22 protein-coding genes are annotated in these 25,231 nt (G+C 59.9%); 14 read left to right on the plus strand and 8 right to left on the minus strand.

Annotation, left to right across the window (positions count from 1 at the left end):
• Positions 1-18: 18 nt before the first annotated feature.
• Positions 19-1,602 carry a sensor histidine kinase gene (locus tag EOS_RS22240; protein ID WP_235442915.1) on the minus strand — a complete coding sequence of 528 codons (1,584 nt, stop codon included), beginning with the start codon at positions 1,600-1,602 and terminating at the stop codon, positions 19-21.
• 239 nt (positions 1,603-1,841) lie between these two features.
• Between EOS_RS22240 and deoC the strand changes: the two genes are divergently transcribed.
• The 8 genes from deoC to EOS_RS22280 all read left to right on the plus strand — a co-directional run bounded on the left by deoC (position 1,842) and on the right by EOS_RS22280 (position 11,618).
• Positions 1,842-2,852, plus strand: a complete 1,011-nt coding sequence (gene deoC / locus EOS_RS22245; RefSeq protein ID WP_047848917.1) for a deoxyribose-phosphate aldolase — start codon at positions 1,842-1,844, stop codon at positions 2,850-2,852.
• 34 nt (positions 2,853-2,886) lie between these two features.
• The gene (locus EOS_RS22250; protein WP_047848868.1) at positions 2,887-5,274 is read left to right on the plus strand and encodes an aldehyde dehydrogenase family protein; all 2,388 of its coding nucleotides are present in this window, start codon (positions 2,887-2,889) and stop codon (positions 5,272-5,274) included.
• A gap of 92 nt (positions 5,275-5,366) precedes the next feature.
• The gene (locus EOS_RS22255) at positions 5,367-5,855 is read left to right on the plus strand and encodes an RbsD/FucU family protein (protein ID WP_047848869.1); all 489 of its coding nucleotides are present in this window, start codon (positions 5,367-5,369) and stop codon (positions 5,853-5,855) included.
• Positions 5,852-6,808 carry a ribokinase gene (gene rbsK / locus EOS_RS22260; protein WP_047848870.1) on the plus strand — a complete coding sequence of 319 codons (957 nt, stop codon included), beginning with the start codon at positions 5,852-5,854 and terminating at the stop codon, positions 6,806-6,808. Before EOS_RS22255 ends, rbsK begins: the two co-directional genes overlap by 4 nt.
• Positions 6,809-6,824: 16 nt before the next feature.
• Complete coding sequence (locus tag EOS_RS22265) at positions 6,825-7,859, plus strand: ABC transporter permease (protein WP_047848871.1); 1,035 nt, start codon at positions 6,825-6,827, stop codon at positions 7,857-7,859.
• Positions 7,860-7,935: 76 nt separating this feature from the next.
• Positions 7,936-8,940, plus strand: coding sequence for an autoinducer 2 ABC transporter substrate-binding protein (locus tag EOS_RS22270; protein ID WP_047848872.1), 1,005 nt, complete (start codon positions 7,936-7,938; stop codon positions 8,938-8,940).
• A 78-nt stretch (positions 8,941-9,018) separates the two neighbouring features.
• Positions 9,019-10,548, plus strand: coding sequence for a sugar ABC transporter ATP-binding protein (locus EOS_RS22275; protein ID WP_047848873.1), 1,530 nt, complete (start codon positions 9,019-9,021; stop codon positions 10,546-10,548).
• Positions 10,545-11,618, plus strand: coding sequence for an ABC transporter permease (locus tag EOS_RS22280; protein ID WP_047848874.1), 1,074 nt, complete (start codon positions 10,545-10,547; stop codon positions 11,616-11,618). The genes EOS_RS22275 and EOS_RS22280 overlap by 4 nt, the downstream gene beginning before the upstream one ends.
• A gap of 22 nt (positions 11,619-11,640) precedes the next feature.
• On the opposite strand, the gene EOS_RS22285 is transcribed toward EOS_RS22280, so the two are convergent.
• On the minus strand, positions 11,641-12,360 hold the full coding sequence (locus EOS_RS22285) for a DeoR family transcriptional regulator (protein ID WP_047848875.1): 720 nt from the start codon (positions 12,358-12,360) through the stop codon (positions 11,641-11,643).
• Between the two features lie 252 nt (positions 12,361-12,612).
• Positions 12,613-13,371, minus strand: a complete 759-nt coding sequence (locus EOS_RS22290) for an alpha/beta hydrolase family protein (RefSeq protein WP_152693157.1) — start codon at positions 13,369-13,371, stop codon at positions 12,613-12,615.
• Between the two features lie 562 nt (positions 13,372-13,933).
• On the opposite strand from EOS_RS22290, the gene EOS_RS22295 reads away from it, so the two are divergent.
• Genes EOS_RS22295 through EOS_RS22310 form a run of 4 tightly spaced genes read left to right on the plus strand, consistent with a single transcriptional unit; the run spans position 13,934 to position 16,662 of the window.
• A complete protein-coding gene (locus EOS_RS22295) occupies positions 13,934-14,386 on the plus strand; it encodes a DUF2000 domain-containing protein (RefSeq protein WP_082163470.1) in 453 nt (150 codons plus the stop codon).
• The gene (locus EOS_RS22300) at positions 14,383-15,117 is read left to right on the plus strand and encodes an enoyl-CoA hydratase/isomerase family protein (RefSeq protein WP_047848877.1); all 735 of its coding nucleotides are present in this window, start codon (positions 14,383-14,385) and stop codon (positions 15,115-15,117) included. Before EOS_RS22295 ends, EOS_RS22300 begins: the two co-directional genes overlap by 4 nt.
• Positions 15,110-15,832 (plus strand): NAD(P)H-dependent oxidoreductase, encoded by a 723-nt coding sequence (locus EOS_RS22305; protein ID WP_047848878.1) that lies wholly within the window; start codon positions 15,110-15,112, stop codon positions 15,830-15,832. Before EOS_RS22300 ends, EOS_RS22305 begins: the two co-directional genes overlap by 8 nt.
• Positions 15,833-15,882: 50 nt before the next feature.
• Positions 15,883-16,662, plus strand: a complete 780-nt coding sequence (locus tag EOS_RS22310) for an AraC family transcriptional regulator (RefSeq protein WP_235442916.1) — start codon at positions 15,883-15,885, stop codon at positions 16,660-16,662.
• Positions 16,663-17,087: 425 nt separating this feature from the next.
• Here EOS_RS22310 and EOS_RS43635 read toward each other — a convergent pair whose 3' ends face one another.
• The 3 genes from EOS_RS43635 to EOS_RS47135 form a co-directional block, all read right to left on the minus strand.
• Positions 17,088-17,657, minus strand: coding sequence for a hypothetical protein (locus tag EOS_RS43635; protein ID WP_053064011.1), 570 nt, complete (start codon positions 17,655-17,657; stop codon positions 17,088-17,090).
• Positions 17,654-18,259: a hypothetical protein gene (locus EOS_RS22320; protein ID WP_047848880.1), complete on the minus strand. Its 606-nt coding sequence runs from the start codon at positions 18,257-18,259 to the stop codon at positions 17,654-17,656. Before EOS_RS22320 ends, EOS_RS43635 begins: the two co-directional genes overlap by 4 nt.
• Before the next feature lie 169 nt (positions 18,260-18,428).
• Positions 18,429-18,605 carry a hypothetical protein gene (locus tag EOS_RS47135; RefSeq protein WP_160312518.1) on the minus strand — a complete coding sequence of 59 codons (177 nt, stop codon included), beginning with the start codon at positions 18,603-18,605 and terminating at the stop codon, positions 18,429-18,431.
• Positions 18,606-19,183: 578 nt separating this feature from the next.
• On the opposite strand from EOS_RS47135, the gene EOS_RS22325 reads away from it, so the two are divergent.
• Positions 19,184-20,836 (plus strand): FAD-dependent oxidoreductase, encoded by a 1,653-nt coding sequence (locus EOS_RS22325; RefSeq protein WP_047848881.1) that lies wholly within the window; start codon positions 19,184-19,186, stop codon positions 20,834-20,836.
• Positions 20,837-21,417: 581 nt separating this feature from the next.
• Here EOS_RS22325 and EOS_RS22330 read toward each other — a convergent pair.
• A complete protein-coding gene (locus EOS_RS22330) occupies positions 21,418-22,557 on the minus strand; it encodes a hypothetical protein (protein ID WP_152693158.1) in 1,140 nt (379 codons plus the stop codon).
• Positions 22,558-22,624: 67 nt separating this feature from the next.
• A complete protein-coding gene (locus EOS_RS45690) occupies positions 22,625-23,476 on the minus strand; it encodes a glycoside hydrolase family 16 protein (protein ID WP_082163471.1) in 852 nt (283 codons plus the stop codon).
• 522 nt (positions 23,477-23,998) lie between these two features.
• Here EOS_RS45690 and EOS_RS22345 point away from each other — a divergent pair.
• Complete coding sequence (locus tag EOS_RS22345) at positions 23,999-25,201, plus strand: hypothetical protein (RefSeq protein WP_152693159.1); 1,203 nt, start codon at positions 23,999-24,001, stop codon at positions 25,199-25,201.
• Positions 25,202-25,231: the final 30 nt, after the last annotated feature.

Here is a 25,231-nt window from a genome sequence, read left to right on the forward strand (position 1 = left end):
CTACGCCTATTAGCGCCTTCACCCCGCCGGGAACCTCACCAAAATACGGCTGAACGGCACCGTCCTGTCGACGGTAACTGCGCCCGCGCCCTTGCCCGCGTACGTGGTTACGAGCCGCATGCCGAGGCCCGTGCCCTGCGGCTTCGGGAAGTCGATAGGAAAACCGTCCCCCTCGTCCTCCACCGAGAGCAGCACGACATCGCCGGATCGTTCCAGCTTTACGCGCACTGTCCCGCGACCGTACTTGAGCGCGTTGGTCACCAGTTCCGCCGTGACGAGCCCGAGCGGCGCGAGCCGCGCGGCGGGCAGCACGATCGATTCCCCTTCCAGCGATACCTCCCGCCCCGCCGCCAGTTCAGCCAGATCGGCCGTCAAGCCTCGCAGGTAACTGGTGGCGTCCGTCGCTTCGGCGCCATCGTCCTGATAGAGCCGGTGATGCACCGAGCCGACCGTGCGCACGCGCGTGGCCGCGGCCTGCAGATGCGTCGCGACGGACTTGTCGCCGGCAAGATTCGCCTGCAGCGCGAGCAGCGTCTGCACGAGTTGAAGACTGTTGCGAACGCGGTGATGAACCTCCTTCATCATCAGCGCCGAATTTCCAAGCTGCGTTTCCTGGCTCGATACGAGCGCCGCGAGTTCTTCTTCGTTCTCGTGCCGTTCGGTGACATCGCGCATGGTCAGCACGATACGTTTTACGCTCTCGTCGGCATCGCGAACGGGCGCGACCGATACATCCCACCAGCGGGCATCGCCGGCGCGGGTCGTGCAGGGGCCTTCGAAGCGGACCGGTTCGCCTTCGGCCGATTTCGCCAGAGCTTGCAGGACTTTCGGGCGTTGATCCTCCGGCCACAGGTCGGCGCAAAACGTGCCGCCGATGTCTGCGAAGTCGTCGATGCTCAGCGCCGCCAGCCCGTTATCGTTCATGAATTCGATACCGCCATTCAGCGACAGCACCTGGATGCAGTCTGTGCTCGCGTTCAGCACGCTGGTGGAGAACAGCTCGTCGGCGCCGGTCTGCGATTCTGCAGCTAGCCGTTCGCGGCCCATGGAGATGACGTTCGCGATTGCTTCCAGGAAAACGATGTCCGTTTCGGTGAAGTCTTCGTCGTCGGAGCTATCGGCTTCGAGCACGCCGAAGGTTTCCGGAATGCCGCGGATGGGGACGTTGATGGCGCGCTTGATGCCGTGGCGAGCGAGCAGGTCGGGCGTGCGGAACCGATGTTCGGTGCCCAGATGATTCGATAGCACCGGGCGACCGCTGGCGAACGCGTGGCCGGCGGGGCTGGCGTCGTCGGCGCCGAGTTCCGTGGTGCCGATGTCTGCGGGGTCCCAGCCTACTCCGGCTTCGAGTACGAAGGTTTCACTTTCGGGCTGATAGCGGAGCACCTTGGCAAAACGCGAGCGCAATCCAGCCGATACCGCCTTGCATGCCTCGTCGAGGAGCGCGTTGGCGCTGTGTACCCGCAGGACGGAGGTCGCGAATTGCACGGCGATCTCGTGCTGCAGGCGCAAGCGGCTCACCGACCGGTCGATGGCGCTGCGGATGGTTTCTTCGGGTGGCAATGCATCCATCGGGTTCTCCTTGACCGCGGCGTCGCCCATGATTTTTTCGGCGATGCATGCGCAAGGGGTAATTCTAACCGTGGAGATTAAAAAGCCGCAGGAGTAGGGGTGTTCGCACCCCCGACCAACGAGCGCCAGCAGATCCTTACCAACCCCAAGTGCGAACGAACCCCGCCGCCCTTGGTGTAATCCCGAATGTTACAATCATAACAACCGGGTGTTAGAATAATGCATCGATTAACCGAAAAATGTTGTGCACCGCACAACCGGCCACGCTCATGCTCGATGTTGCTTCTCAACCCGTTATCCCCTTGCGCGGCAAACCGCCTTCCACTCACGCGGAACAGCGCAATCCCGGCGTGCCGCTGGATCTCTCCTGGGTCGACGGCCTGCGAGTCAATCAATCAGCAGTCAGCCGCCGCGTCAGCACGCTCGGCACGCGCCGCTCGGTTAAAAAGGACGCGCAAGCAGCGTGGTTGCTCAAGGCCATCACCTGCATCGACCTGACCACCCTCAATGGCGACGACACCGCCGCACGCGTCGAACGCTTATGCGCCAAAGCGCGTCGTCCGATTCGCGACGATTTATTGGACGCGCTCGGCATGCCGCCCGGCTCCATCAAGACCGGTGCAGTGTGCGTATATCACCGCTTCGTCGGCACGGCAGTCGCAGCGCTTGCGGGTAGCGGTATCCCGGTCGCAGCCGTATCCACGGGCTTTCCCGCCGGCCTTATCCCGCATCCGCTGAAGTTGAAAGAGATCGAGGCATCGGTGACAGACGGCGCGGCGGAAATCGATATCGTCGTCACGCGTGAACACGTGCTCACCGGCAACTGGCAAGCGCTCTACGACGAAATGCATGACTTCCGCGCAGCGTGCGGCCCGGCGCATATCAAAGCCATTCTCGCGACCGGCGACATCCGCACGCTCTCGAACATCGCCAAGGCCTCAATGGTTTGCATGATGGCCGGCGCCGATTTCATCAAGACCTCCACCGGCAAGGAAGGCGTCAACGCCACGCTCGACGTTTCCCTCGTCATGGTGCGCATGATCCGCGAATACCTTGAACGGACGGGCATGATGATCGGCTTCAAACCAGCGGGTGGCGTGTCCACCGCCAAGTCGGTGCTCGAATACCAGATCCTGATGAAGGAAGAGCTGGGCCGCGAATGGCTCGAACCGGAGCTCTTTCGTATAGGCGCATCGAGTCTGCTCGCCGATATCGAACGGCAACTCGAGCATCACGTCACCGGCCGCTACTCGGCTTTCCATCGACATCCGGTTGCTTGAATCAGCACCGCATCATCTCTTACACGAGCTCCCCATGAGCGTAGCCGACTACTTCTCCTCGATGGATTACGGACCTGCACCGGAAGACGACGGCGCCGTGCGCGCCTGGCTGGATCAACACACGAACGGCTTCGGTCATTTCATCGACGGCGCCTTTCGCGCACCATCGGCGGGTGAGCAGTTCGACTCGCTGGAACCCGCTACCGGGCGCGTGCTTGCGAGTATCGCGCAAGGCGATCAAGCGGATATCGACGCAGCCGTCGATGCCGCGCATCGCGCCTTACCCGCGTGGCAAGCGCTCGGCGGCGCGGGCCGTGCACGGCATTTGTACGCGCTCTCGCGGATGGTGCAGCGTCATGCCCGCCTGTTCGCCGTGCTCGAATCGCTCGATAACGGCAAGCCGATTCGCGAGTCGCGCGACATCGATATCCCTCTTGTAGCAAGGCATTTCCTGCATCACGCAGGCTGGGCGCAATTGCAGGATCGCGAGTTTGCCGACTGGGCGCCGCTGGGCGTGATCGGCCAGATCGTGCCGTGGAATTTTCCGCTGCTGATGCTCTCGTGGAAGATCGCACCGGCGCTCGCGCTGGGTAATTGCGTGGTGCTGAAGCCCGCCGAATACACGCCGCTGAGCGCGTTGTTGTTTGCCGAATTAGCAGCGCGTGCAGGTTTGCCGGCGGGCGTGCTGAACGTAGTCACCGGCGATGGCCGCACCGGCGCCGCATTGGTCGAGCATCCGCGCGTAGCGAAGATTGCGTTCACCGGATCGACGGAAGTGGGCAGGCAAATTCGTATTGCCACAGCAGGCTCGGGCAAGTCGCTAACACTGGAGCTCGGTGGCAAGTCGCCGTTCATCGTGTTCGATGACGCCGATCTCGACAGCGCCGTGGAAGGTGTCGTCGATGCTATCTGGTTCAACCAGGGCCAGGTGTGTTGCGCGGGTTCGCGGCTGCTGGTGCAGGAAGGCGTGGAGAAGCGCTTCATTGATAAACTGAAACGTCGCATGGACACGCTGCGCGTTGGGCCGTCGCTCGACAAGGGCATCGATCTGGGCGCAATCGTGGATACCGTGCAGCTCGAACGTATTCGTGCGCTGGTTGAGCGCGGCGTGCAGGAAGGCTGTGAGATTCATCAGCCCAAGGGCTTGCGCATGCCCGAGCAAGGCGCGTTTTATCCGCCTACTTTGGTGACCAACGTCGCGCCTGCGTCCACGCTCGCGCAAGAGGAAATCTTCGGGCCGGTGCTGGTGACAATGAGCTTTCGCACACCCGACGAAGCCGTTGCGCTGGCGAATCATTCGCGCTATGGACTGGCGGCGAGCGTGTGGAGCGAGACCATCGGCCGCGCGCTGGATATTGCGCCGCGTTTGCAATGCGGCGTGGTCTGGATCAACGCGACCAATCTCTTCGATGCAAGCGTCGGCTTTGGCGGTTATCGCGAGTCGGGCTTCGGCCGCGAAGGCGGACGCGAGGGGATTTACGAGTATCTGAAGCTGCGTGCGTGGACTAAGCTGGCCGTTCGCTCGAACGCTACCGCGACGCATGCTCAGTCCGCTGCCACCGAGAGCAATGTCAGCGCGCTCGATCGCACCGCGAAGTTGTTCATCGGCGGCAAGCAGGTTCGGCCGGACAGCGGTTACTCGCGGCTCGTGCATGCACCGTCGGGGGCGATCGTAGGTGAAGTGGGCGAGGGCAATCGCAAGGACGTGCGCAACGCGGTCGCGGCGGCGCGCAGTGCTGAAAAGTGGTCACAAGCCAGCACGCATAACCGTGCTCAAGTACTGTATTACCTCGCGGAAAACCTGTCGGCGCGTGCAGATGAATTTGCTAAGCAGCTCACGGCACGGACAGGCGTTTCTTCCGCCGACGCCGAGCGTGAAGTCGAAGCATCGATCACGCGTTTGTTCACCTACGGCGCATGGGCCGACAAGTTCGATGGCGCAGTGCACTCGCCGCCGCTAAGAGGCGTTGCGCTGGCGATGCATGAACCGCTTGGCGTGATCGGCGTGGTGTGTCCGGACGAAGCGCCGTTGCTTGGCCTCGTCTCGCTGATTGCACCGGCGCTTGCGCTGGGTAATCGTGTGGTCGCGGTGCCGAGCGAAACATGTCCGCTGATGGCGACGGATTTTTATCAGGTGGTGGAGACTTCGGATGTGCCGCCGGGCGCGTTGAACATCGTCACGGGTGAGCGCAAAGCGCTGGCTTCGACCCTGGCAAAACACGACGATGTCGACGCGTTGTGGTGCTTCGGCGGCGCGGATTTATCGACGGTGGCGGAGCGCGAGTCGGTGGGGAACCTGAAGCGCACGTTCGTCGATCATGGCCGCGTGTTCGACTGGTTCGACACCGCAGCCAGCGAAGGCCTGCCGTTCTTGCGCCAAGCCGTGCAAGTGAAGAACATCTGGATCCCGTACGGCGACTAAACGCCAGCCGTGCGGGTTCGAAGCAGACGAATTAGTATCATGAGCGATGACCTCGCAACACAGCGAGGCACGCTCAACATGAAGGAGACGCAATGCTGAAGAACCTCGATCCGCTGCTGAATGCCGACGTCCTGCACGCCCTGTGCGCGATGGGCCATGGCGATGAAGTCGTGATCTGCGACGCGAATTTTCCCGCCGATTCGGTCGCGCGCCAAACGGTGCTCGGTCATGTGCTGCGACTCGATGGCGTGAACGCGCCGCGCGCGATCCGCGCGGTGTTGTCGGTGTTGCCGCTGGACAGCTTCGTCGATCATCCGGCCGAGCGCATGGAAGTGGTCGGCGACGCAAACGCGCTCCCCGCCGTGCAGCGCGAAGCACAAACTGAAGTGGATGCCGCCGAAGGGCACGCGACGCCCTTCGCTTCCATCGAACGTTTCGCGTTTTATGAACGCGCCAAAAAAGCCTATTGCGTGATCGCCACTGGCGAAGCGCGCGGTTATGGCTGCTTTATCTTCAAGAAGGGCGTGAATCTCGCGCCCGATGCTCCAGCTGCAGCTTTGGGTTCGGAGAGCGCGCGATGAACCGCGGCGTCGTCATCCTCGGCATCTACGTAACGGATCTCACGTTTCGCGCCGAGCGCATGCCGTTGCTTGGCGAGACGATCGCCGGATCGGCATTTGCGATGGGACCCGGCGGCAAGGGCTCGAACCAGGCCGTGGCCGCAGCGCGTGCCGGTGCCCACGTGGTCTTCTGCACGCGCCTCGGTGCCGACGCATTCGGCGACATTGCGCGCTCGACCTGGGCCGCCGAAGGCATCACGGCACGGGCGATATCCACGGATGGCGTGGCCACGGGCGCAGCGCACATCTTCGTCGACGATGCAACGGGCGGCAACGCGATCATCGTTGCAGCGGGTGCGGCTGGACGGTTATGCCCTGAAGACGTCGAAGCGATCGAAGCGGATATCGCGGCCGCCGCTGTGTTCGTCACGCAGCTTGAACAACCCGTTCCCGCCGCCAGGCGCGGACTCGAACTCGCGCGTCGCCATGGTGTGACAACCGTGTTCAATCCGGCGCCTGCGTTGCCACTCGAGGACGACATCTTCCCGCTCTGCGACTACATCACGCCGAACGAAACCGAAGCAACGGCGCTGACGGGTATCGCGATAACGTCCGTCGACGACGCGCGCCGTGCAGCCGATGCCTTGCTTACCAAGGGCGTAGGTGCCGTGATTGTGACGCTGGGCGAAGCGGGTGCGTTGCTGCATACGCCGGAGCAATCGGTGCTCGTGCCGGCCTTCAATTGCGGTCGCGTGGTCGAGACCGCAGGCGCGGGCGACGGTTTTACTGGCGGGTTCGCCGCAGCGCTTGCGCGCGGTGAAAACCCGTTGAACGCCGTGCGTTTTGGCTGCGCGCTCGCTAGCTTGTCCGTCACGCGTGCGGGCACCGCACCGTCGATGCCGACGCTCGCCGAGATCGAAGCGGTGCTCGGCGAAGCTGCGAAGTCCGGCAGCGTGTTGGCTCAACATTCCTGAACGGAGGAGCGCCTCGATGAACACATCGAAATGGCTCGCCGACCGGCAACTGAATTTCCTGGTCGCCGTGAACCTGCTGGTCGTGATTGTCGCGACCGCGTTGTCACATGGCCAGTTCGTCGATATCGACAACCTCCAGTCGATGGGCAGCCAGTTGCCCGAGCTCGGCTTGCTCGCGCTCGGCATCATGCTCTCGATGGTGTCGGGCAATGGCGGCATCGACTTGTCGGGCGTCGCGCTCGCCAATCTTTCGGGCATGGTCGCGGCGCAACTGCTGCCGATGCTCGTCTCCGCCGATAACTCGCCGTCGCTCTATACCGCGGTGTTTTGCGCGATCACCGTGGCGCTCGGCGCAGCAGGCGGTTTGATGAACGGCGTGATCATCGCGCGCCTGAAACTCACGCCGATCCTCTGCACGCTCGGTACCTCGCTGCTCTTCACCGGCATAGCCGTGGTGCTGAGCAATGGTGCTTCAGTGCGAGTGGAATACGTCGATGCACTCTCCAACATCGGCAACGGCACCTTCCTGCAAGTTCCCATCTCGCTGTGGATTTTCGTGGCCACGGTGTTGTTGCTCGGCTGGGTGTTGAAACGCACGCCCTTCGGTTTGCGGCTCTATCTGATGGGCACGAATCCGAAAGCCGCGTTCTACGCCGGCATTCCGCGCGACCGCATGCTGATCCTGACCTATGGCATGTGCGGCGTGCTTGCGTCGTTAGCGGGTCTTATCAGCGCGACGCATACGTCCAGCGCGAAGTGGGACTACGGCAATTCGTATCTGCTGATCGCGATCCTGATTGCCGTGATGGGCGGCGTGAATCCGGCGGGTGGTTATGGCCGGATCGTGTGCGTGTTCCTGGCCGCGACCGTGCTCCAGTTCCTGTCGAGCTTGTTCAACCTGCTCGGCGTGTCGCAGTTCTTCGGCGACTGTGCGTGGGGTTTCCTGCTGCTGGCGTCGCTTGCGCTGGCGGGTGGAGAGCGCGTGCGCGCCATCTTCGGGCTCGGCGGCGCCGCGCCCATTTCGAAAGTGTCAAAGCCGCCAGCGGCTTGACCTGACTTCGAGCTTCCTCGGGCTTCAAAACTTCACCTCATGTGCAGCACATACAAACCATAACGGAGACAAACGCATGAAACTCAGTCGAATCGCCATCGCGCTCACCGCAGTCACGCTTGCGGCCGGAGCCATTGCTGTCGCGCAGGCCGCGACCGATGAAACCATCGTTACGGTGGTCAAGGTCACGGGTATCAACTGGTTCAACCGGATGGACGACGGCGTGAAGGAATTCGCCAAGAGCAACCCGGGCGTGAACGCGTATCAGACCGGGCCGGGACGCGCGGACGCTGCACAGCAACTGAAGATCATCGAAGATCTGATCGCGAAGAAGGTCACGGCGATCGCGGTCGTTCCCTACGATCCGCCGACGCTCGAACCGGCGCTCAAGAAAGCGATGGATCGCGGCATCAAGGTCGTTACGCATGAAGCGGACAACGAGAAGAACACGATGGTCGACATCGAAGCCTTCGACAACACCGCGTACGGCGCGGGCCTGAACGAACGTCTTGCGAAGTGCATGGGTGATCAGGGCAAATGGGCGGTGCTGGTGGGCTCGCTTGGCAGCCGTTCGCAGGTTCAGTGGGCCGATGGTGGCATTGGCAATGCGAAGCAGAAGTACCCGAAGATGGATCTGGTCGAGCCGAAGCTTGAGACCAACAACGACGGCGAACGCGCGTATCAGGTTGCGAAGGAAGTGCTGCGCAAACACCCGGACCTGACGGGCTTCCAGGGGTCGTCGTCGCTGGATGTGATCGGCATCGGGCGTGCGGTGGAAGAGGCCGGCAAGGTTGGCAAGATCTGCGTGTACGGTACGGGTCTGCCGACGGAAGCCGGCAAGTTCCTGGAGAGCGGCGCGATCAACGGCATCGCGTTCTGGGATCCGAAGCTCGCCGGTATCGCGATGAACAAGGTCGCGAAAATGCTGATCGATGGCAAGACGGTGGAGAACGGCGCGGACCTGGGCATTGTTGGTTATAACAAGGTCACGGTAAGCAAAGGTCCGGGCAAGGGCATCATCGTGCGCGGCGCCGGCTGGGTGGACGTCGACAAGACCAACTACAAGCAGTATCCGTTCTGATTTTTATGCGGAAGCAGTAGGGCGCGCACGGCAGCCGTGCGCGCCCTCTTGAGGAAGCTTGAAAGGGTCGAAGGTTCAATGATGAGTACAGCGCCGCTTCTCGAAGTCGTTGATATCCACAAGCGCTTTACCGGCGTCTATGCGCTGCGTGGCGTGAGCCTTTCGTTCCAGCGTGGGCAGATCTATCATCTGCTCGGCGAGAATGGCTGTGGCAAGAGCACGCTGATCAAGATCATCTCCGGGGCGCAGCCGCCCGATCAGGGCGAGCTCGTGATCGAAGGCGTAAGGCATGCGCGGCTTGCGCCGCTGGAGGCGTTGTCAGCGGGTATCGAGACGGTGTATCAGGATCTTTCGCTGCTGCCTAACATGAGCGTCGCGGAGAACGTGGCGTTGACTTCGGAGCTGGCCGCGCATGCGGGACGGCTTACGCGAACCTTCGATCGCCGCGTGCTGGCGCGCACTGCGGCGTGTGCTTTAGAAGCAGTGGGTTTGCCCGGCGATGCCGATTTCCAGGCCACGCTGGTCGAGCAGTTGCCGCTGGCGACGCGGCAACTCGTGGCAATCGCGCGTGCGATTGCGAGCGAGGCGAAGTTCGTCATCATGGACGAGCCGACTACATCGCTGACGCAAAAGGAAGTCGATAACCTGATCTCGGTGCTCGCCAAGCTGCGTGCCGATGGCGTGGCCGTGCTGTTCGTGAGCCATAAGCTGGATGAGTGTTATGCGATCGGCGGTGAAGTGATCGTGTTGCGCGATGGCCAGAAGATGGCGCAAGGGCCGATCGAGAATTACACGAAGGCGCAGATTGGCGAGTTGATGACGGGCAAGCAGTTATCGAACGAGCGGTATCGGCAGGCTGAAGTCATGGATGGTCACGACATCGTGCTGGATGTGAAGGCGTTATCGCGTTCCCGCCAATTCGCCGATGTCACGTTCTCGCTGCATCGCGGGGAGATTCTTGGCGTGACGGGATTGCTCGACTCGGGGCGCAACGAACTGGCGCGGGCGCTGGCAGGTGTCGCGCCTGCGGACAGCGGCACGGTCACGCTGGATGGCTCCATCGTGCGGCTCAAGACACCCTCCGACGCGAAGTGGCAACGCATAGGCTATGTGCCTGAAGACCGCTTGAATGAAGGCCTTTTCCTCGATAAATCCATCCGCGACAACGTCATCACCGCGATGATTTCGAGCTTGCGCGATCGTTTCGGACAGGTCGACCGGCGACGCACGCGCGAGCTTGCCGAGCGCACCGTGAAGGAACTGCAGATTGCGACGCCTGATGTCGATAAACCGGTTCAGTCGCTTTCGGGTGGAAACCAGCAACGCGTGTTGATCGGCCGATGGCTTGCCATCGATCCACGCGTCTTGATCCTGCACGGGCCGACCGTGGGCGTGGATGTGGGATCGAAGGACATTATTTACCGCATCATGCAGCGGCTGGCGGAGCAGGGCATCGGTATTATTTTGATCAGCGATGACTTGCCTGAGCTGCTGCAGAACTGCGATCGAATCCTGATGATGAAGAAAGGCCGTGTCTCGAACGAATATCGTGCGGGGCAATTGACTGAAGCCGATCTTTATCACGCTTTACTTTCAGAGGCAGCATGAGCGAGTCACTTCATCGCGTTGCTCAGACATCGCAAGGCGCTTCCGCGCTGAGTCCGGCGTTGGCGGAGGTTGCGCCCCAGATGCGGCAACTCAGTTTTACTGCGCGGTTGGTGCGCAATCCTGAATGGTTCACGTTCGGGTTGATTGTCGTGACGTGCCTCGTGGTGGGCACGCTCAATCCACGCTTCTTCCAGTTCGCGACGCTGTTCGATCTGCTGCATTCAGGAACGACAGTGTCGTTGTTTGCGCTGGGGACGCTAGTCGTGCTGGCGTCGGGCGGTATCGATGTATCGTTCACCGCGATCGCTGCTTTTACGATGTATTCGATCACCAAGGCTGTGTTTGCGTGGTGGCCCGATGCGCCGTTTGTTCTGATTCTGCTTTGTGGCGCGGTGGGTGGCGTGTTGCTTGGGCTGATCAATGGCGTGCTGGTGCATCGGCTGAAAGCGCCTTCGTTGATTGTGACTATTGGCACGCAGTATTTGTATCGCGGGTTGCTGCTGACCTTTGTGGGCACGCAGTTTTTTATGAATATCCCGCACAGCATGGATAGCTTCGGGCGTCTGCCGCTGTTTTTCTATCACACGAACGATGGGCTTCGGGCGGTGTTGCCGGTGTCGGTGATTGCGCTGTTTTTAGCCGCGGGCGTGACGTGGTGGTTGCTCAATCGAACGATGATGGGGCGCGGTGTTTATGCGATGGGCGGGAGTTTGCCGATCGCCGAGCGGCTTGGTTATAACCTGCGGGCTATTCACCTGTTTGTTTTTGGTTACACCGGGATGCTGGCGGGGATTGCCGGGATTTTGCACGTCTCTACTAATCGGCTGGCGAATCCGTTTGATCTGGTTGGGACTGAGCTGGATGTGATCGCGGCGGTGATTCTTGGCGGGGCCCGGATTACGGGTGGGACCGGGACCGTGGTCGGGACCCTGCTCGGGGTGATTCTGGTTACGCTCATCAATAGCGTTTTGATTCTGGTCGGCGTGCCCAGTACCTGGCAGAAGGTGATTATCGGGGCGTTTATTCTGGTGGCGGGGACGTTGTTTGCGCTGGGGCGGCGGGCGGGATAGGGAGCGTTGTTCATGGTTCTACTCACTTCCTCGGGACCATCCCCGTCTCGGTAATCAACGAATCAAACTGATCCAGCTGAGAAAACCGCACCGCCTTCACTTTCCCCAACTTGCTGGCATCCACAACAAGATGCCTCTCGACCGCGCTCTCCATCGCAGCCTGTTTAATTGCCACTTCGTGAAAATTCCAGCACGTCACGCCACGCGTCTGATCCACTCCACCGGCCGAAATAAACGCCTTATTAATGCCCATTCGCCGCAACGTCTCGATACTTTCATCGCTGGAAAACGAATCCGACGAGGGTGCATAAACGCCGCCCAGTAAAATCATCCGCACATTAGCCTTGCGCCGCAAAATCTCGGCCACATTCAGCGAATAACACAGCACCGTCAAATGCATTTCCGCAGGAATGAGCCGCGCCAAGGTGGTCAGCGTCGTCCCGCAATCGATGAAAATGGTCTCGTTGTCCGCAAGCAGCCGCGCCGCCACCGCCGATGCCTCCGCCTTGGCCTGCGCGAAATGATCCTTCTCTTCGTCGATCGTATAACCGGCACTGTTCGGGACATCCGAGGCGCGAACGATATAACCGCCAAGATACGTGAAGGTCCCCGGACTTGCCGCAATGTCGCGGCGAACCGTCATCTCCGATACATCGAGCAAGGTCGCAGCATCGCGAAGACGCATCACGCTTTGCTCACGCAAAGCATCGGCAAGAACACGCAAACGATCGCTTTTGGTCATTCGCAAAGGGCAGTGGACGCAAGCTACACGTCGTGAATGTGGTTGTTAGATTTTGCTCGCTAGATGAAATGATTATAACAAGCTCAATTGCGAATAGTGATCGGGGAAAACGCTTTGCGATTAAGGGGGTTATGAAATCTGCGGCAGCCTAAACGATGAAGCGCAAACCGGCGATTATCCAGCGGCGCGTGCTGACGGTCGCCGCGATTCCTCAAAAGCCCGGCCTTGAATTTAAGAGATTTCTTCGATGGATTAGTGCGACGGGGCGCCGACCGAACTCGGATTCTCAAGCCACCGCGAGATGGCCGACAGTACCTGGGTCTCTATGCCGAGGAAGCCGTGCGGCGACTTGGCGCCGCATTCGCCAGCGCGAAGCCCGCCGCGCTCGCTGCTCGACACGGCCAGAAACTGCAACCGGCTGTCCTCAGCGAGAGCACGGGCCGCACTAAATGGTGAAACCCGGCACCCGTCGTTCTCGTTCGACACAACGAGGACCGGCGTCGCGTTGACGTCCCAGTGCACACCCGAGAGACCTGACTGGCCATTCATGCCGATTGTGACGGGCGAGGTGAGGACATACGCGTCGGCCAACCGGGGCTCCCGCTTGAGCACGTTGCCAATTGAAATCGTGCCCCGGCTGGTGCCCACGAGCGCAATCTTTGCGGCTGGAAAACTCTGCCTGAGAGCCGCGACCACGACGTGCACGTCTTGCGCGTGAGCTTCGCTCAGGCGGAACTCATCATTCATGCCGGATGATCGATCCGACGGTGCATCAACGATAGCGAGCGCATCGCCCGCAGACAGCCAGTATTCTGCGGTCCGCAGAAGAAAATTTGCCCTCAGTGTCGTAGGACCGGTGTCGTCGAGAGCGACCATACCGTTGTCGCCGGCAAACAGTACGATGACCCATGGCGGCGCGGCAGACGGCTGTTCGATGAAGATCGCCTGCGTCTGCTGCCCGCGTATCGGCAGCCGCACCAGTTCGCCCGAATACGCCGGAAGTGCGCTCACGACAGTGCATGCAAAAGCACATACTGGAACGGCGATTCGCAGCAGCAGTTTCTGGAGACTGCCGCTGAAATTGGCAATAGCGCGCCGGGTTGTCGATTTTTTATCGGGCATTCTGCAACCGCGTCATTGTGTAACTCGCAGCATAGGTCAGCCGGATAAAGAATGCAGCAGCCGGGAAGCTACATGACAGAGAATCGGCCGCTGAGATCCAGTAGGCGCGAAAATATGCGGTCACGCTGCTGTGGCAGGCCGAATTGATCGAAATGGGCCATTCCGAGATGGCAGTGTCTGGCAGCACGCGGCCATCAAGAGCCGTTCGTGCACGATTTGCGACCGTCTGTTACCGGGCCGGCACGAGACGATCGCTAAAGTCGCTTGCCCCCGCTCGTCGGTGTCGACCTACCTGAAATGCTACTGGCGTTGAGTTGTCCGCCACAAGAGGTGGAGATTTGAGCGTGTCATCGCCGCCGACACGATCTCGGCTCGCTGCAAGATCGTTCAATACTTTTGGCCTGAATCTACCTAGCATTCCCTCTATCGCTTGTTTTTCTGGAGAGATGCTTTGTTATTACAAAACGAACCAAGTGGCGCTAACGCCATTGAAGCCCCGCCCGAGCCGGAGCGTTGTGTCATCGTCGTGGACGAAGCGCTCCCGCCCGGCAAAGCCTCGAACGCCGCTGCAGTGGTGGCGTTCACGCTGGGCCAGCGCCACAGCCATCTCGTCGGAGAGCCCTTGCGAGAGCAGGACGGCACGGCGCACCCTGGTCTCATTCCCATTGGCATCCCGGTTCTCAAAGCCCCGGCTGGTCAGTTGAACGCGCTGCGCCAAAAATCGCTGGTGCACTGCGACGTGGTCGACTTTCCTGTGCAAGGACAGGCCACAGTCGACTACGACGCCTTTTTACACGCGGTGCGCGTGCTGCCGGGCGAGTCCCTCCAGTACCTGGCAGTCGGACTGGTCGGACCCAGGAAGAAGGTTGGCAAACTGGTGGGCGGCTTCGCCCTGTTCGCATGATGGATACAAACCTCACCGCGGAGCTCCACGGCCACGTCTGGTCTGTGGGCATAGGCCGTCCGGAAAAGCGCAATGCGCTGAACGGCCCTCTGTTCGAAGCGTTGGCAAACACCTTGCGCGTGGCGCAAGGAGACGAGCGTGTTCGTTGCGTGCTGTTGCACGGAACCAGCGAATGTTTTTGCTCGGGCCACGACACGGCCGAGTTCGCTTCCTTGTGGCCGCAGGCAGCCGACGGCGCGGTCGCGCGCTGCATCGAGGCCTTCGCGGACCAGCCCAAGCCGCTCGTGGCAGCTGTCAATGGCGCGGCAGTCGGGTTTGGTGCCACGTTGCTGCTGCACGCCGACTGGGTGGTCGCCGGCGAGGGGGTCATGTTCCGCTTTCCGTTTGCCGATCTCGGGATCGTGCCTGAAGCTGGCGCAACCGCATTGCTGGCCCGCCGGGTCGGCGATTTGTGTGCACGCGACTGGCTCATGAGCGGCCGGCCGATAACGGCCGCGGAGGCATTGCAGCGGGGCTTCGTTTCGCGCGTGGTGCCAGACGCGGATGTGCGCGCAGCTGCCGACGAATACTGCGCGCTGCTATCCGCCAAGCCGCCGACAGCGTTGCAAAGTATGCGGCGTCTGTTGCGGGAGGGCGCCACGCTGCCAGCCAGCGAAGCCATCCAGCGCGAGCTTGCCCATCTGAACGAGTTCATTCCTGCCGTTACCCGGCGCTCGATCCCTCATGCCTAAAGTTCACGTCGTCCACGCCCACCCGGAGCCGCGCTCTTTCTGCACGGCCATGGCCCATGAAGCCCAGCGCCTGCTGGAGTTGCGCGGCGACGATGTGAGTTTTTCAGACCTCTACGCGCTCAACTTCGATCCCGTGGCGCGCGCTATTGATTTCTCCGAGCGCGCCAACAGCGACTACCTCGTCTACGCCAAGGAGCAGCGCCACGCACTTGAGTGCAACGCCCTTGCGCCCGACATCCAGCGGGAAGTCGACGCGCTGCTGGCCAGCGATACGCTGGTGCTGGTGTTCCCGCTCTACTGGTTTTCGGTGCCTGCGCTTATCAAGGGATGGATCGACCGCTGTTTCCTGTCCGGCGCGCTTTACGGCGGCAAGCGCATCTACGGTCGCGGTGGCATGGTCGGCAAGCGCGCGGTGGTCGGGGTAAGCCTGGGCGGCCGGGAGCACATGTTCGGGCCGCAAGGGATACATGGCGAACTTGCACGCGGCATGCTGCGTCACCTGCTACAGGGGACCCTGGGTTACGTCGGTTATGAAGTGCTCGATCCGTTCTTTGCCTGGCACATTCCTTACTGTTCGCACGCCCAGCGAGTCGACACGCTCAAGCGATGGGGCGACTTCGTCGCCCGCCTCGACGAGCAGCCGCGCATGCCGATGCCGCGGCTTGAGGAATATGATGAAATCTTCCAGCCACTTCCAGGGGCAGCCTCACCATGAACACCACTGGACCGACGAAGTCGATCAAGCTCTGGCACGCGCCAGACGTCATGGACGCCGTCATGCTCAAGGGCCAGTTCGTCGGCCACCGCTATCCGCCGCACGCGCACGACACGCATTGCCTTGCGGTGATTACGGGCGGGGCGCTGGCGGTCGAAGTTCAGGACGAGCGACGCGTGTGCCGCCGTGGCGACGTGATCGTCATTGATGCCGACGTGGTGCACGCCGGTTCGGCCGCCGGCGATGGGCAATGGAAGATGCGCGTGGCACATGTGCAGCCCGCAGCCCTGGCTGCCTATTGCGAGAGGCTTGGCATTCCCCGGCGCGAGCGGTTCGACATCCCGAGTCCGTTCGTCGCCGACGCTGAACTGTCACAGCAGCTCTACGGCGTGAACTGGTGTTCCGAGGTGGACGAGGACTGCTTCAAGCGCAGTGAAACGCTGGCCCGCGCCGTCATCGGCTTGCATGCCCGACACACGGGCCGGTCTGCCGCGCTGCCCGTGGTGCGCAGCGAGCCCGCGCTGGCGCGCGCGGTCAAGTCCCGGCTGCGCGACGAACTGCACGCACACCTGACCTTGTCGACGCTTGCGTGCGAGTTTGGCGTGACGCCTTTCGTGCTGCTGCGTGCCTTTGTGCGCGACGCGGGATTGAGCCCGCATGCCTTCCAGCAACAGGAACGCGTGCGCAATGCGATGCCGTTGTTGCGAGCCGGCAGGCCCATCGCAGAGGTGGGCGCGCTAATGGGTTTTGCGGACCAACCGCACTTCACGCGCGTGTTCAAGCAGCAGACTGGCGTGACGCCGAAGGTCTATCAGGATGCCTTCTCATGATGAGGTGATTTGACCGTGTGAGCTGCCGTGAAGGGCGTACACGGAAAAGCATCGGCGCGGATGTTGATCTGCAACGGTACAGAGAAAGCGAAAACTCTTTTCGAATTCCGCATTGGCATAAACAGTTAGGATTCCAATGGATTTGTATCGTTATGTATCTAACCAAATACTTCATGCATCGGCTTACGAAACTACCTTTGGGCGAACATATTCGGAATTCCCCTGCGTCGAAAGCGCCGGAGCCCCGTTGGCGAATGATAAGCGCGAAAGCGAGACAAGCGAAGTCGAAATGCATTGTCGCAATAACAAAGGCATTGTGACTTTAACCAACGTCAACACCCTGGGAATTGACGAATCGCAGTGCATGCACTAGCGATCAAATATCCAGTTGCCGCCCAACCTGGCGATCCAGACGAAGCTCCGGACTACGTGGCTTTGACGAAATCCGGATCTTCGAAGAGCTTGCGAAGCAGATCCTGGAAGATGGCCGTGGTGTGGTTAAGTCCGTTCGACGCGGCGAGCACACCAAGAAACTCCGAATCCCACTGGGTGTTCACGCGCAGCAGTTTGTCATACCGGACGGTCTGGTCCCGTCTGACGACAAAGTGTGCCGCCAGTTCTGCCTTACCGTCTGTCACGTGGACTTCAAGCAGCGTTGCTTCCAACGTTGCAGTTGCGCTAGCGTCGTAATTCCCCGACGTTGACAGCTCGGTACGTATCGCTTCGTTCAGGTATGAGGACCACGAACCGCTTCCGGGCGCAGAGAATCGAATGGCTCGCACCGATGTCTGAACGTCGGAGGGATCGGCTCCGGTCGTCACCCGGTAGCGTGCTTCAGGAGGAAGACGCGCTAGCGTCATCTGGTTCGCCACACTGGCCTGGTAGGACAGCACTTGCTGCGTGACGCACCCGCTCACGGTCAGCGCACCAGCCAGGATCGCCGATCCGGCAAGCGATCTGGCAAAGCGCCGACGGGCTCCGGGGTAGCGTGTCACTGGGCCAGGTCCGACGACTGGTCGACTTCTTCGAGACTCTTGGCCACGATCTGTCGGATCATTGTGTCGGAGGCTTGTTGAATAGGCATCGGTTGAAGTCCCGCGGGGCCAGATGCGTTGCCGATCGTCGTGTAGATAGCGTGCTTGACCACCTTGGTCACTGCATCATGTTTAGGTTCGACGTAGTTGACGGTGCAGATATACCCATCGGTGACCATCGTGCCCACGAGGCCGAACGTCAGTCCGACACCGAATCCCTTGGCTGCTACGTTGTCTGTCAACGCGATGTTGTTGATTGAAATGGACAGCTTGCGGCCAGACGGTACAGGGTCGTACGACACCTGACTAAACAGGCCGGATTGCGATACCTGCTCGTACACGCGTGGTTTAACGGCCTCAGTAGCCCGTGCATTTGCTACGCCCTTGCTTTGGAATTCGACCAGCAACTGGATTGGCTGTGGGCTTGCGGACTTTTTCAGATCCGCGTAGTGCGGCTCGCCGAGCGACTGGTCCACATAGGAATGTGGCGTCATGCAGGCGGAGAGCGATAGGGCAAGACCGATTGCACCGGCAAGCACGATTGTACGTTTCGTATTGAACATAAATATCTCTTGTTTCTATTTTTTCGGATTATCTGGAAGAGAAGCTATCCCCGGTAGCCGCCGCTCGAGGGATCGGACTGCATCAGAAGCATCAGATGCATCGACCGACGAAAAGGCGCATCTTCCTTTACGGCCCACAATTGCGATTCTTTAGGTTTCGTGGTCGGCGTTATTTTTTTGAAAGGCACTGGGCATCTAAGCGCTCGATGTCCCGCGGATCCTGAACATTGATCACCTCTGTCTGCATGGCAGGATTGGACTTCGCGACGGAATCGAGCGCTTCCTGTCGTCGTCCCTCGACGATCGCACGGTTGTCCAACTGGGCGAAACGGATCGATTGCGCCAATTGGCAGGTGCGCGATACCGGACATCGCCCGATGGCCGCAACTGGGAAGGCCTGAACGGCCGTGATGGCCGAACATGATCGCTAGTCGCTTCGGGAGCAAGGCAGAAATGAGGGCAAGTTATGCGAGACTCGTATATGGCAGAAGTGTCGCGCTAGTCAGCTCTGACGTCCGGAGAGGGTTGGGTACTGCCGATAGTCGACAGGCAGGGGGCGGCCAGGAGCCGTCATTCGTGTCGTGAGGCACAAAGCGGACCTCCGACCTTGGTTGCCTCGTAGGAGCGGCGAACGCTATCGCCGCGCTTAGACCGGGGAACTGGCTCCAGCGAATAAACATTCGCATCCGAAAGTCATATACTGGCTCGGTCTGCCTGCTGTCTATCGCGCAGCTATGGTATGCGTTCGCATAACTATTCGAGCGGTATTGGTGCACTCGGTGCGGGAAGACTAACGGCGTTGTGCCCGCCTCGGATCGAACGCCAGGGGCTGAGCCGTCTGCTTGCGCATGTTCTTTTGGCCAGGCGGGCGACGTGAAACCAAGTGGACCGAGCTTCACCTCAATTGCCTGTTTGGACGAAGCCATGCTGACAATCGACGACATCCGGGCGATTCCACTGTTTTCAACACTCCCCGACGACGAACTGGAACATCTCGCGCACACGTGCGCAGACCTGCATCTGTGCGCGGGTGAGTTCGCGGTCCATGAAGGTGGAGAGCGCGCACTGTACGCCGTTGTGTCCGGCAAGATGGAAGTCATCAAGACGTTCGACGGTATCGAGCGCACGCTGGGCTGGCGTCTGCCCGGAACCATCTTTGGCGAGGTGCCGCTCGCGCTGAGTTCGCCGTTTCCAGGTGCCTATCGGGCCGCGGAGCCGTCGCGTGTCATGCGCGTGGACGCTCAGCGTTACTACGTACTTGCTGCGGCGTCGCCGGAAATTGCGTTCAAGATGGGCGCCCTTGCGCGTGAGCGGATTGGCGGACTGCAGGGCCTTTCCGCCGAGCCGCCCAAGGCCCGCGTGACCATGATTGGAAGTCGCTGGGACACCGCTTGTACCGCGTTGCGCGTGTTCCTCGCCCGCAACCAGATCAGCTACGACTGGATGACACGGGATGCGCCCGAAGTGACGGCGCGCTGGCCTGGAACCTGTCCGCCAGAGCAGGATTGCCCGGCATTGCGACTGGTCGACGGGACGGTGCTGAGCCGACCTACGACACGAGAGCTTGCGGAGTTGCTGGGTCTGCAGACACAGCCTCGCCTCGCCGAATACGACACGATGATCATTGGTGGCGGGCCGGCCGGTCTCGCTGCGGCAGTATACGGTGCGTCGGAAGGCTTGCGTACTGTGGTGCTGGAGCGCGAAGCGCCAGGCGGGCAGGCCGGGACCTCCTCGCGTATTGAGAATTACCTCGGCTTCCCCAACGGCGTGTCGGGCGACGAACTGGCGAGCCGTGCACTGCAGCAGGCAAGGCGGCTCGGTGCAGAGATTCTGGTGACACGGTCTGTCGCTCGAATCGATGTCGCCGGCCGTAGCGTTCACCTCGACGGAGGCGGCGTCATCCGGGCGCGAACGATCATTCTCGCGACTGGCGTCACGTGGCGCCGCCTCGCGATCGACGGCTTCGACCGGTTTATCGGTAAAGGCATTTACTACGGCGCGTCACGCAGCGAAGCGAACGCTACTCACGGCCTCGACGTGTATCTGATCGGCGGTGGGAACTCGGCCGGCCAGGCAGCGTTGTACTTTGCCAATCATGCGCGCATGGTTACGCTAGTCCTGCGAGGCGATTCGCTGGAGAAGAGCATGTCTCGCTACCTTGTCGAGCAGCTTCGTGGGAAGTCAAACGTAGGGGTGCAACTGCGATCGGACGTAGTCGGTGCGCACGGCGATACCCATCTGACAGCGATCGACGTACGCGATGGGTTGAGCGCAGAGGTGCGTCGACACGACTGCGGTGCATTGTTCGTGTTCATTGGCGCCGATGCAGAGACTGAGTGGTTGCCGGAGGAAATCGCACGCGATGTGCGCGGATATGTTCTCACCGGCGACGACGTCGTCAAGGCGGGACGCTGGTCCCATAGCCGGGATCCCTACCTCCTCGAATCGAGTGTTCCTGGCGTGTTTGCCTGTGGGGATGTGAGATTGAGCCCGGTCAAGCGCGTCGCTTCAGCGGTCGGCGAAGGCAGCATGGCGATCGCGTTCGCGCACAAATATTTGCAGTACGACGCCAGATAGCATTGGGTGCGACAGTGAGGCGTATGTGTGCTTGTCGTAGCGGATTTCGATTGATTTTGAACGTCCGCTTCGATGAGTCGGATAGACCGCTTTGGGTCGCGTGCCGACGATCGTAGACAAGCAGTGATCGGCCAATCTTAGTTATGCCGACCAACGATTGCCCAATTCCGCTTTCGGACCCCGCTCGGAGGAACGACGGCGCCGTGAATCGGAGGCAAATCAACGTGCGGAATGGACCACTCGCGTCGATAACATATCGTGTCAGCGAATAATCAATATGGTTTGAACACCATCGTCGTTGACGTCAAATCGGACGTATGCCGCGTCGTCGAAGACGTATTGCTAACAGGAAGAAAGGATAAAGCAACTGCGCAGTTTTATGAGTCAGCAGGTTTTGACGGGCATGAAAAGCTCGCATTCATCGCGAAGCCAAGGCGGTAATCCGCGAAGCGACTGACCTCCAGGCATCAGCATGTTGAGATGTTCTGATTACGGCCATCATTTTTCCCGCAAGTGTCGGGGGAACGCGTGATTAACAATTCCTGCGACAAACTTTCGTACTTACAGCTCACCATTGATAGTCAACGAGTTGATATCGGGCCGATCGCCGCTCTGCCGCTTTCCGTCAGCCTACCACAGCGATAAACATCGAACGGCGGGTCGCCGATCCAGGAATAGTAGATCAGCGCCACGAGACGCTTCTCCTGGGTCAGTTGACCGAAGTCTCCCATCATTTCCTGCACGAGTGCGCTGCGCGAATGTTCATCTGAAGGGCAGACTTTATTGGCATTCGTAAATCCCCACTCCGTAACCCAGCAAGGTTTGCCATCTGGCAAACCGACGGGAGAGCACACAGGCGTCACCAACCCCTGCAAGCGTCGCAAACGATGTGTTGCGGAGACCTGATTACCGGGACCATCGGCCCAAGGATAGGTGTGAAGGTTGTAGGCATCGACGAGCTTATCCAACCCGTTCGCGCGGAAAAATGCCAATGTTGCGCCGACGCTGACTCCATCATATTTCTTGGGCGTTGGCCATGGCCCCTCCTGCACGATGTCGACAAGGCTCGTCGGAAGCAGCGGCGTCTGCCGGTTGAGTTTCGAATGATCCCGTGCCTGTTTCAGCGCCGCCAACTCCTTCAGATATTGCAGATAACCCTTCGCGACTTGCTGCCCTTCCGGATCATGGTAAAGATCGTTCAGACCAAGGACTTTCCCCTCTCCGGGCAAGCTAAAGTCCGGATTGTTTCCGGCCATATTGATCTCGTTTTCCAATTCCAGTGCGGCCAGAACAATCCCGTCGGCATCCAGCTTGTCCATCACCTGCTGGAAATATTGTCCGGAAAGCTCAGGGTCCAAAGCAGAGAGTTGCGGCCCCGCCCACATGCCCGGAAATTCATTTGGGCGATACGGGCGAACTGGCGCATTAGGAGTGTATTTCCCATGCAGGATCAAAACCGTCGCAATTCCTTGTGCGTTGGCTCGCTGGACGAAATCGATGTTTTTATCCAGATCCTCCTCGATGCCAAAGCGGATGACGTGGACGCCGGCAACTTTCAGATTGGCGAGGGCGGTATTCTGATCGGCCACGCTGTACTGTAGCGGATGAACAAAGTTGACGCCGCGCACGACGTCTTGTGCTTGCGCCGAGCTCCCGAACTGTAAAGAGATGAGAAGAACGCAGACAGATATCAAGCCTCCATATCGCTTCATTACGGGCATGAAGTTCTCCATCCATCAAACGTTGTCGGTGCTGGAATTCACGTGACAAATCCTGGTCCACCGCCACTCACCGCTCGCTGGCTTTGAGTCCGATGACGCGAAGCGATTTCACTACCATGCCGTGCCCCTCAGGATGGTCCGGGACACTGCCACCCGCCCAATCCGCCAGTGCAGCGGATAACCAGATATTGACGGGTCCCTTGATGGCGTCATTGGTTACCAAGGCCGCGACGGGTTCCCCATCGACTTCAAAAATCAACTCTTTCGGGGTCCACAAAACACCATAGTCATGAAAACCATAGGAAAGGTTATCGGTGAACTTCGCGCCAAATCCGACCCCAGCATGCTTTTCGCTCTTATCCGTAGGCCAGTACTGCAATCCAATATGGCTGTAGTTCGGATATTGGACCTCGCCAATGTCGATTTCGTAGTGGTCTTGGGTGGTCAACCAGAAAGCATTGTTCATACCCTTGATGTCAGCAATTTTTATCGTGGCCTCAAAGAAACCATAGGAGTACTGTGCCTTGGTAAAGATCGAACCGGTAGACCAACGCGCGCGACAATCAGTGGCGACCAAAGTCGCAAATCTCGCCCCGACATTCGATGTTTCCACGTTACCGGGCCGACGGCACGATTTAAGGGCTGCGAGATCGTCGGTCTGAGCCGTCCAATCCGACCGAAGCTCGTCAGGTTTTGAGAAGGTTGTTGTAAAGATCGGTGCCATTGAACGATAACCCGCTATAAGTGCTTGATCTGCAGCCGTAACCGGCCGCCTTATACCGAATGGCTGATTCGGAGACCCGAACGTAACTGGTCCGGAAAGGCTTGTTGCCAGTGCGAACGAACTCATCAGCGCACCGGCTATAGCAGCAGAAAGCGCACGAACAAGCATTGCCGGGAAGACGTTGGTTTTCGGCATTTAGTGTTCTTCGTCAGTGATCGCGGTACGCCGGCGTCGGGCAGCCCATTGGTTGGAGCGCATCGTTTATTTCGCGAATACTGGAGGGTAACTCATTCGACATGGCGAAGTTGTGTCTGTCGATCGCGAGTGTCCGTCCCTTAGAAAGTTGCATGGCTGCAGTGGCTCGACATCTGTTCGTGGCGGATAGACCAGAATCGGTTGCGGCTGTTCGACATCGGTGCCCGGATCGATAGCAATCAAAGCGCTCGAATTTGGAAGACGCCTCCGAACCGGTTAAGGGTTGGCCGATGACGGCCTCAGTCAGACCGTAGATCCCGATACCGTCACTGTATAGTCATCGTGCAACCGTAATACCGCAACAGTCTTGCGGAATGCCTTCGCCTGCTCAGCAAGCGCTCGCGACGCGGCCGACACCTGTTCGACCAAGGCAGCGTTTTGTTGCCGCCCTCTGCTTGAAATACACTCCCGGTTTAATGCCCCTAGCTTCGGCCAACCTAGCTTAACCAAGGTGAGGGTCTCATGCTCAATCATTCGCTGCTGTCCTTTCGATCTTCGCTGCGGTTTTCAGTTTACAGCCGGAAACGAAACATCACCTTTGCGGTGATTCTGTCGTTATGTGGCTGCGGAGGCAGTGGAAACACGGCCGCGCCAGCCTCCACTGTAAAGTCGATTTCATCGTTCATCGTGAGCTCAGACGAACAAAATGTCATCCCCCCGGACTCACCCTTCGGAGCGGACAACCCGGATGAACATTTGTCGTTTCGGCGTCAGGCGGACGGAAGCTTTCGGCTTTGGGTCGCTGGCGGTGGTAGTGCAGGGACCTACGGATTGGCGAGTCCGGATTTGCTGTCCTTTACGTCGCTCGTGGCTTCCGGAGGCGTTCCGACAGGCGTCTTGCTACCCTCCGGACCTCGAACCACCGCGTTCGATGCCGACTACGTCGGTGCGGGCAGCGTGTTCCCGTCTGCCAACGGGATCGATCTATTGATGATCTATCACGCCGAAAATCACCTCTTCAACGGTGTTCTCTCTTCGGGTAATCCGTTCTATGTCGCTATAGGGCTCGCGCGGTCTAGCGACGGAGGCGTGACGTGGACGCGGGAGGGGGAGATTATCGGGGCTCACGATCCCCAATTGCCGACGCAGGCCAGTGGCGGAGCAGGCGCGCTCACGCCTTCGGCCGTCGAGTCCGGAGGGTACATCTACGTTGTCTTTCGCGAAATCGATCCGCAGAGCAGGGTGACTGGCTTCGCGATCGCACGAGCACCGATCGCAAGCGACGGCATGCCGGGGAGTTGGCAAAAGTACAGCGGCGGCTCTTTTAGCACTGCAGGCCTGGGGGGCACATTCACGCCGTTGAACATTGTTCTCGATCCCACAGTCCCAGGCGATATGCGACAACCCCAAGTCTCATTCAATACCTATCTCAATCAGTTTCTAATGGTCAGTATCGGAAATGGCGGAATTTACGCCCAGACATCTCTCGATCTGATTAGCTGGACGCCGGGCGTTGTCATTCTGAAAGCTCCTGTTCCAGATTCAACCGTGACCTTCTCGACGAAGCCGCCATCGCCGTTCAACTGGTATCCGACTATTGTCAGCACTGATCAGCCGTCCGACCGGACTTCGGATCAGACGGGCTACCTCTACTACGCAAAGGGGACTGGCGTCGGCTCTCAACACCTCATGTACCGCCGCGTGTTCAACATCGTCGCAAATTGAATGTGATGGCAAAGACACGGGGACCGTCAC

This window comes from Caballeronia mineralivorans PML1(12) (assembly GCF_001028175.1).
Classification (GTDB): Bacteria; Pseudomonadota; Gammaproteobacteria; order Burkholderiales; family Burkholderiaceae; genus Caballeronia; species Caballeronia mineralivorans.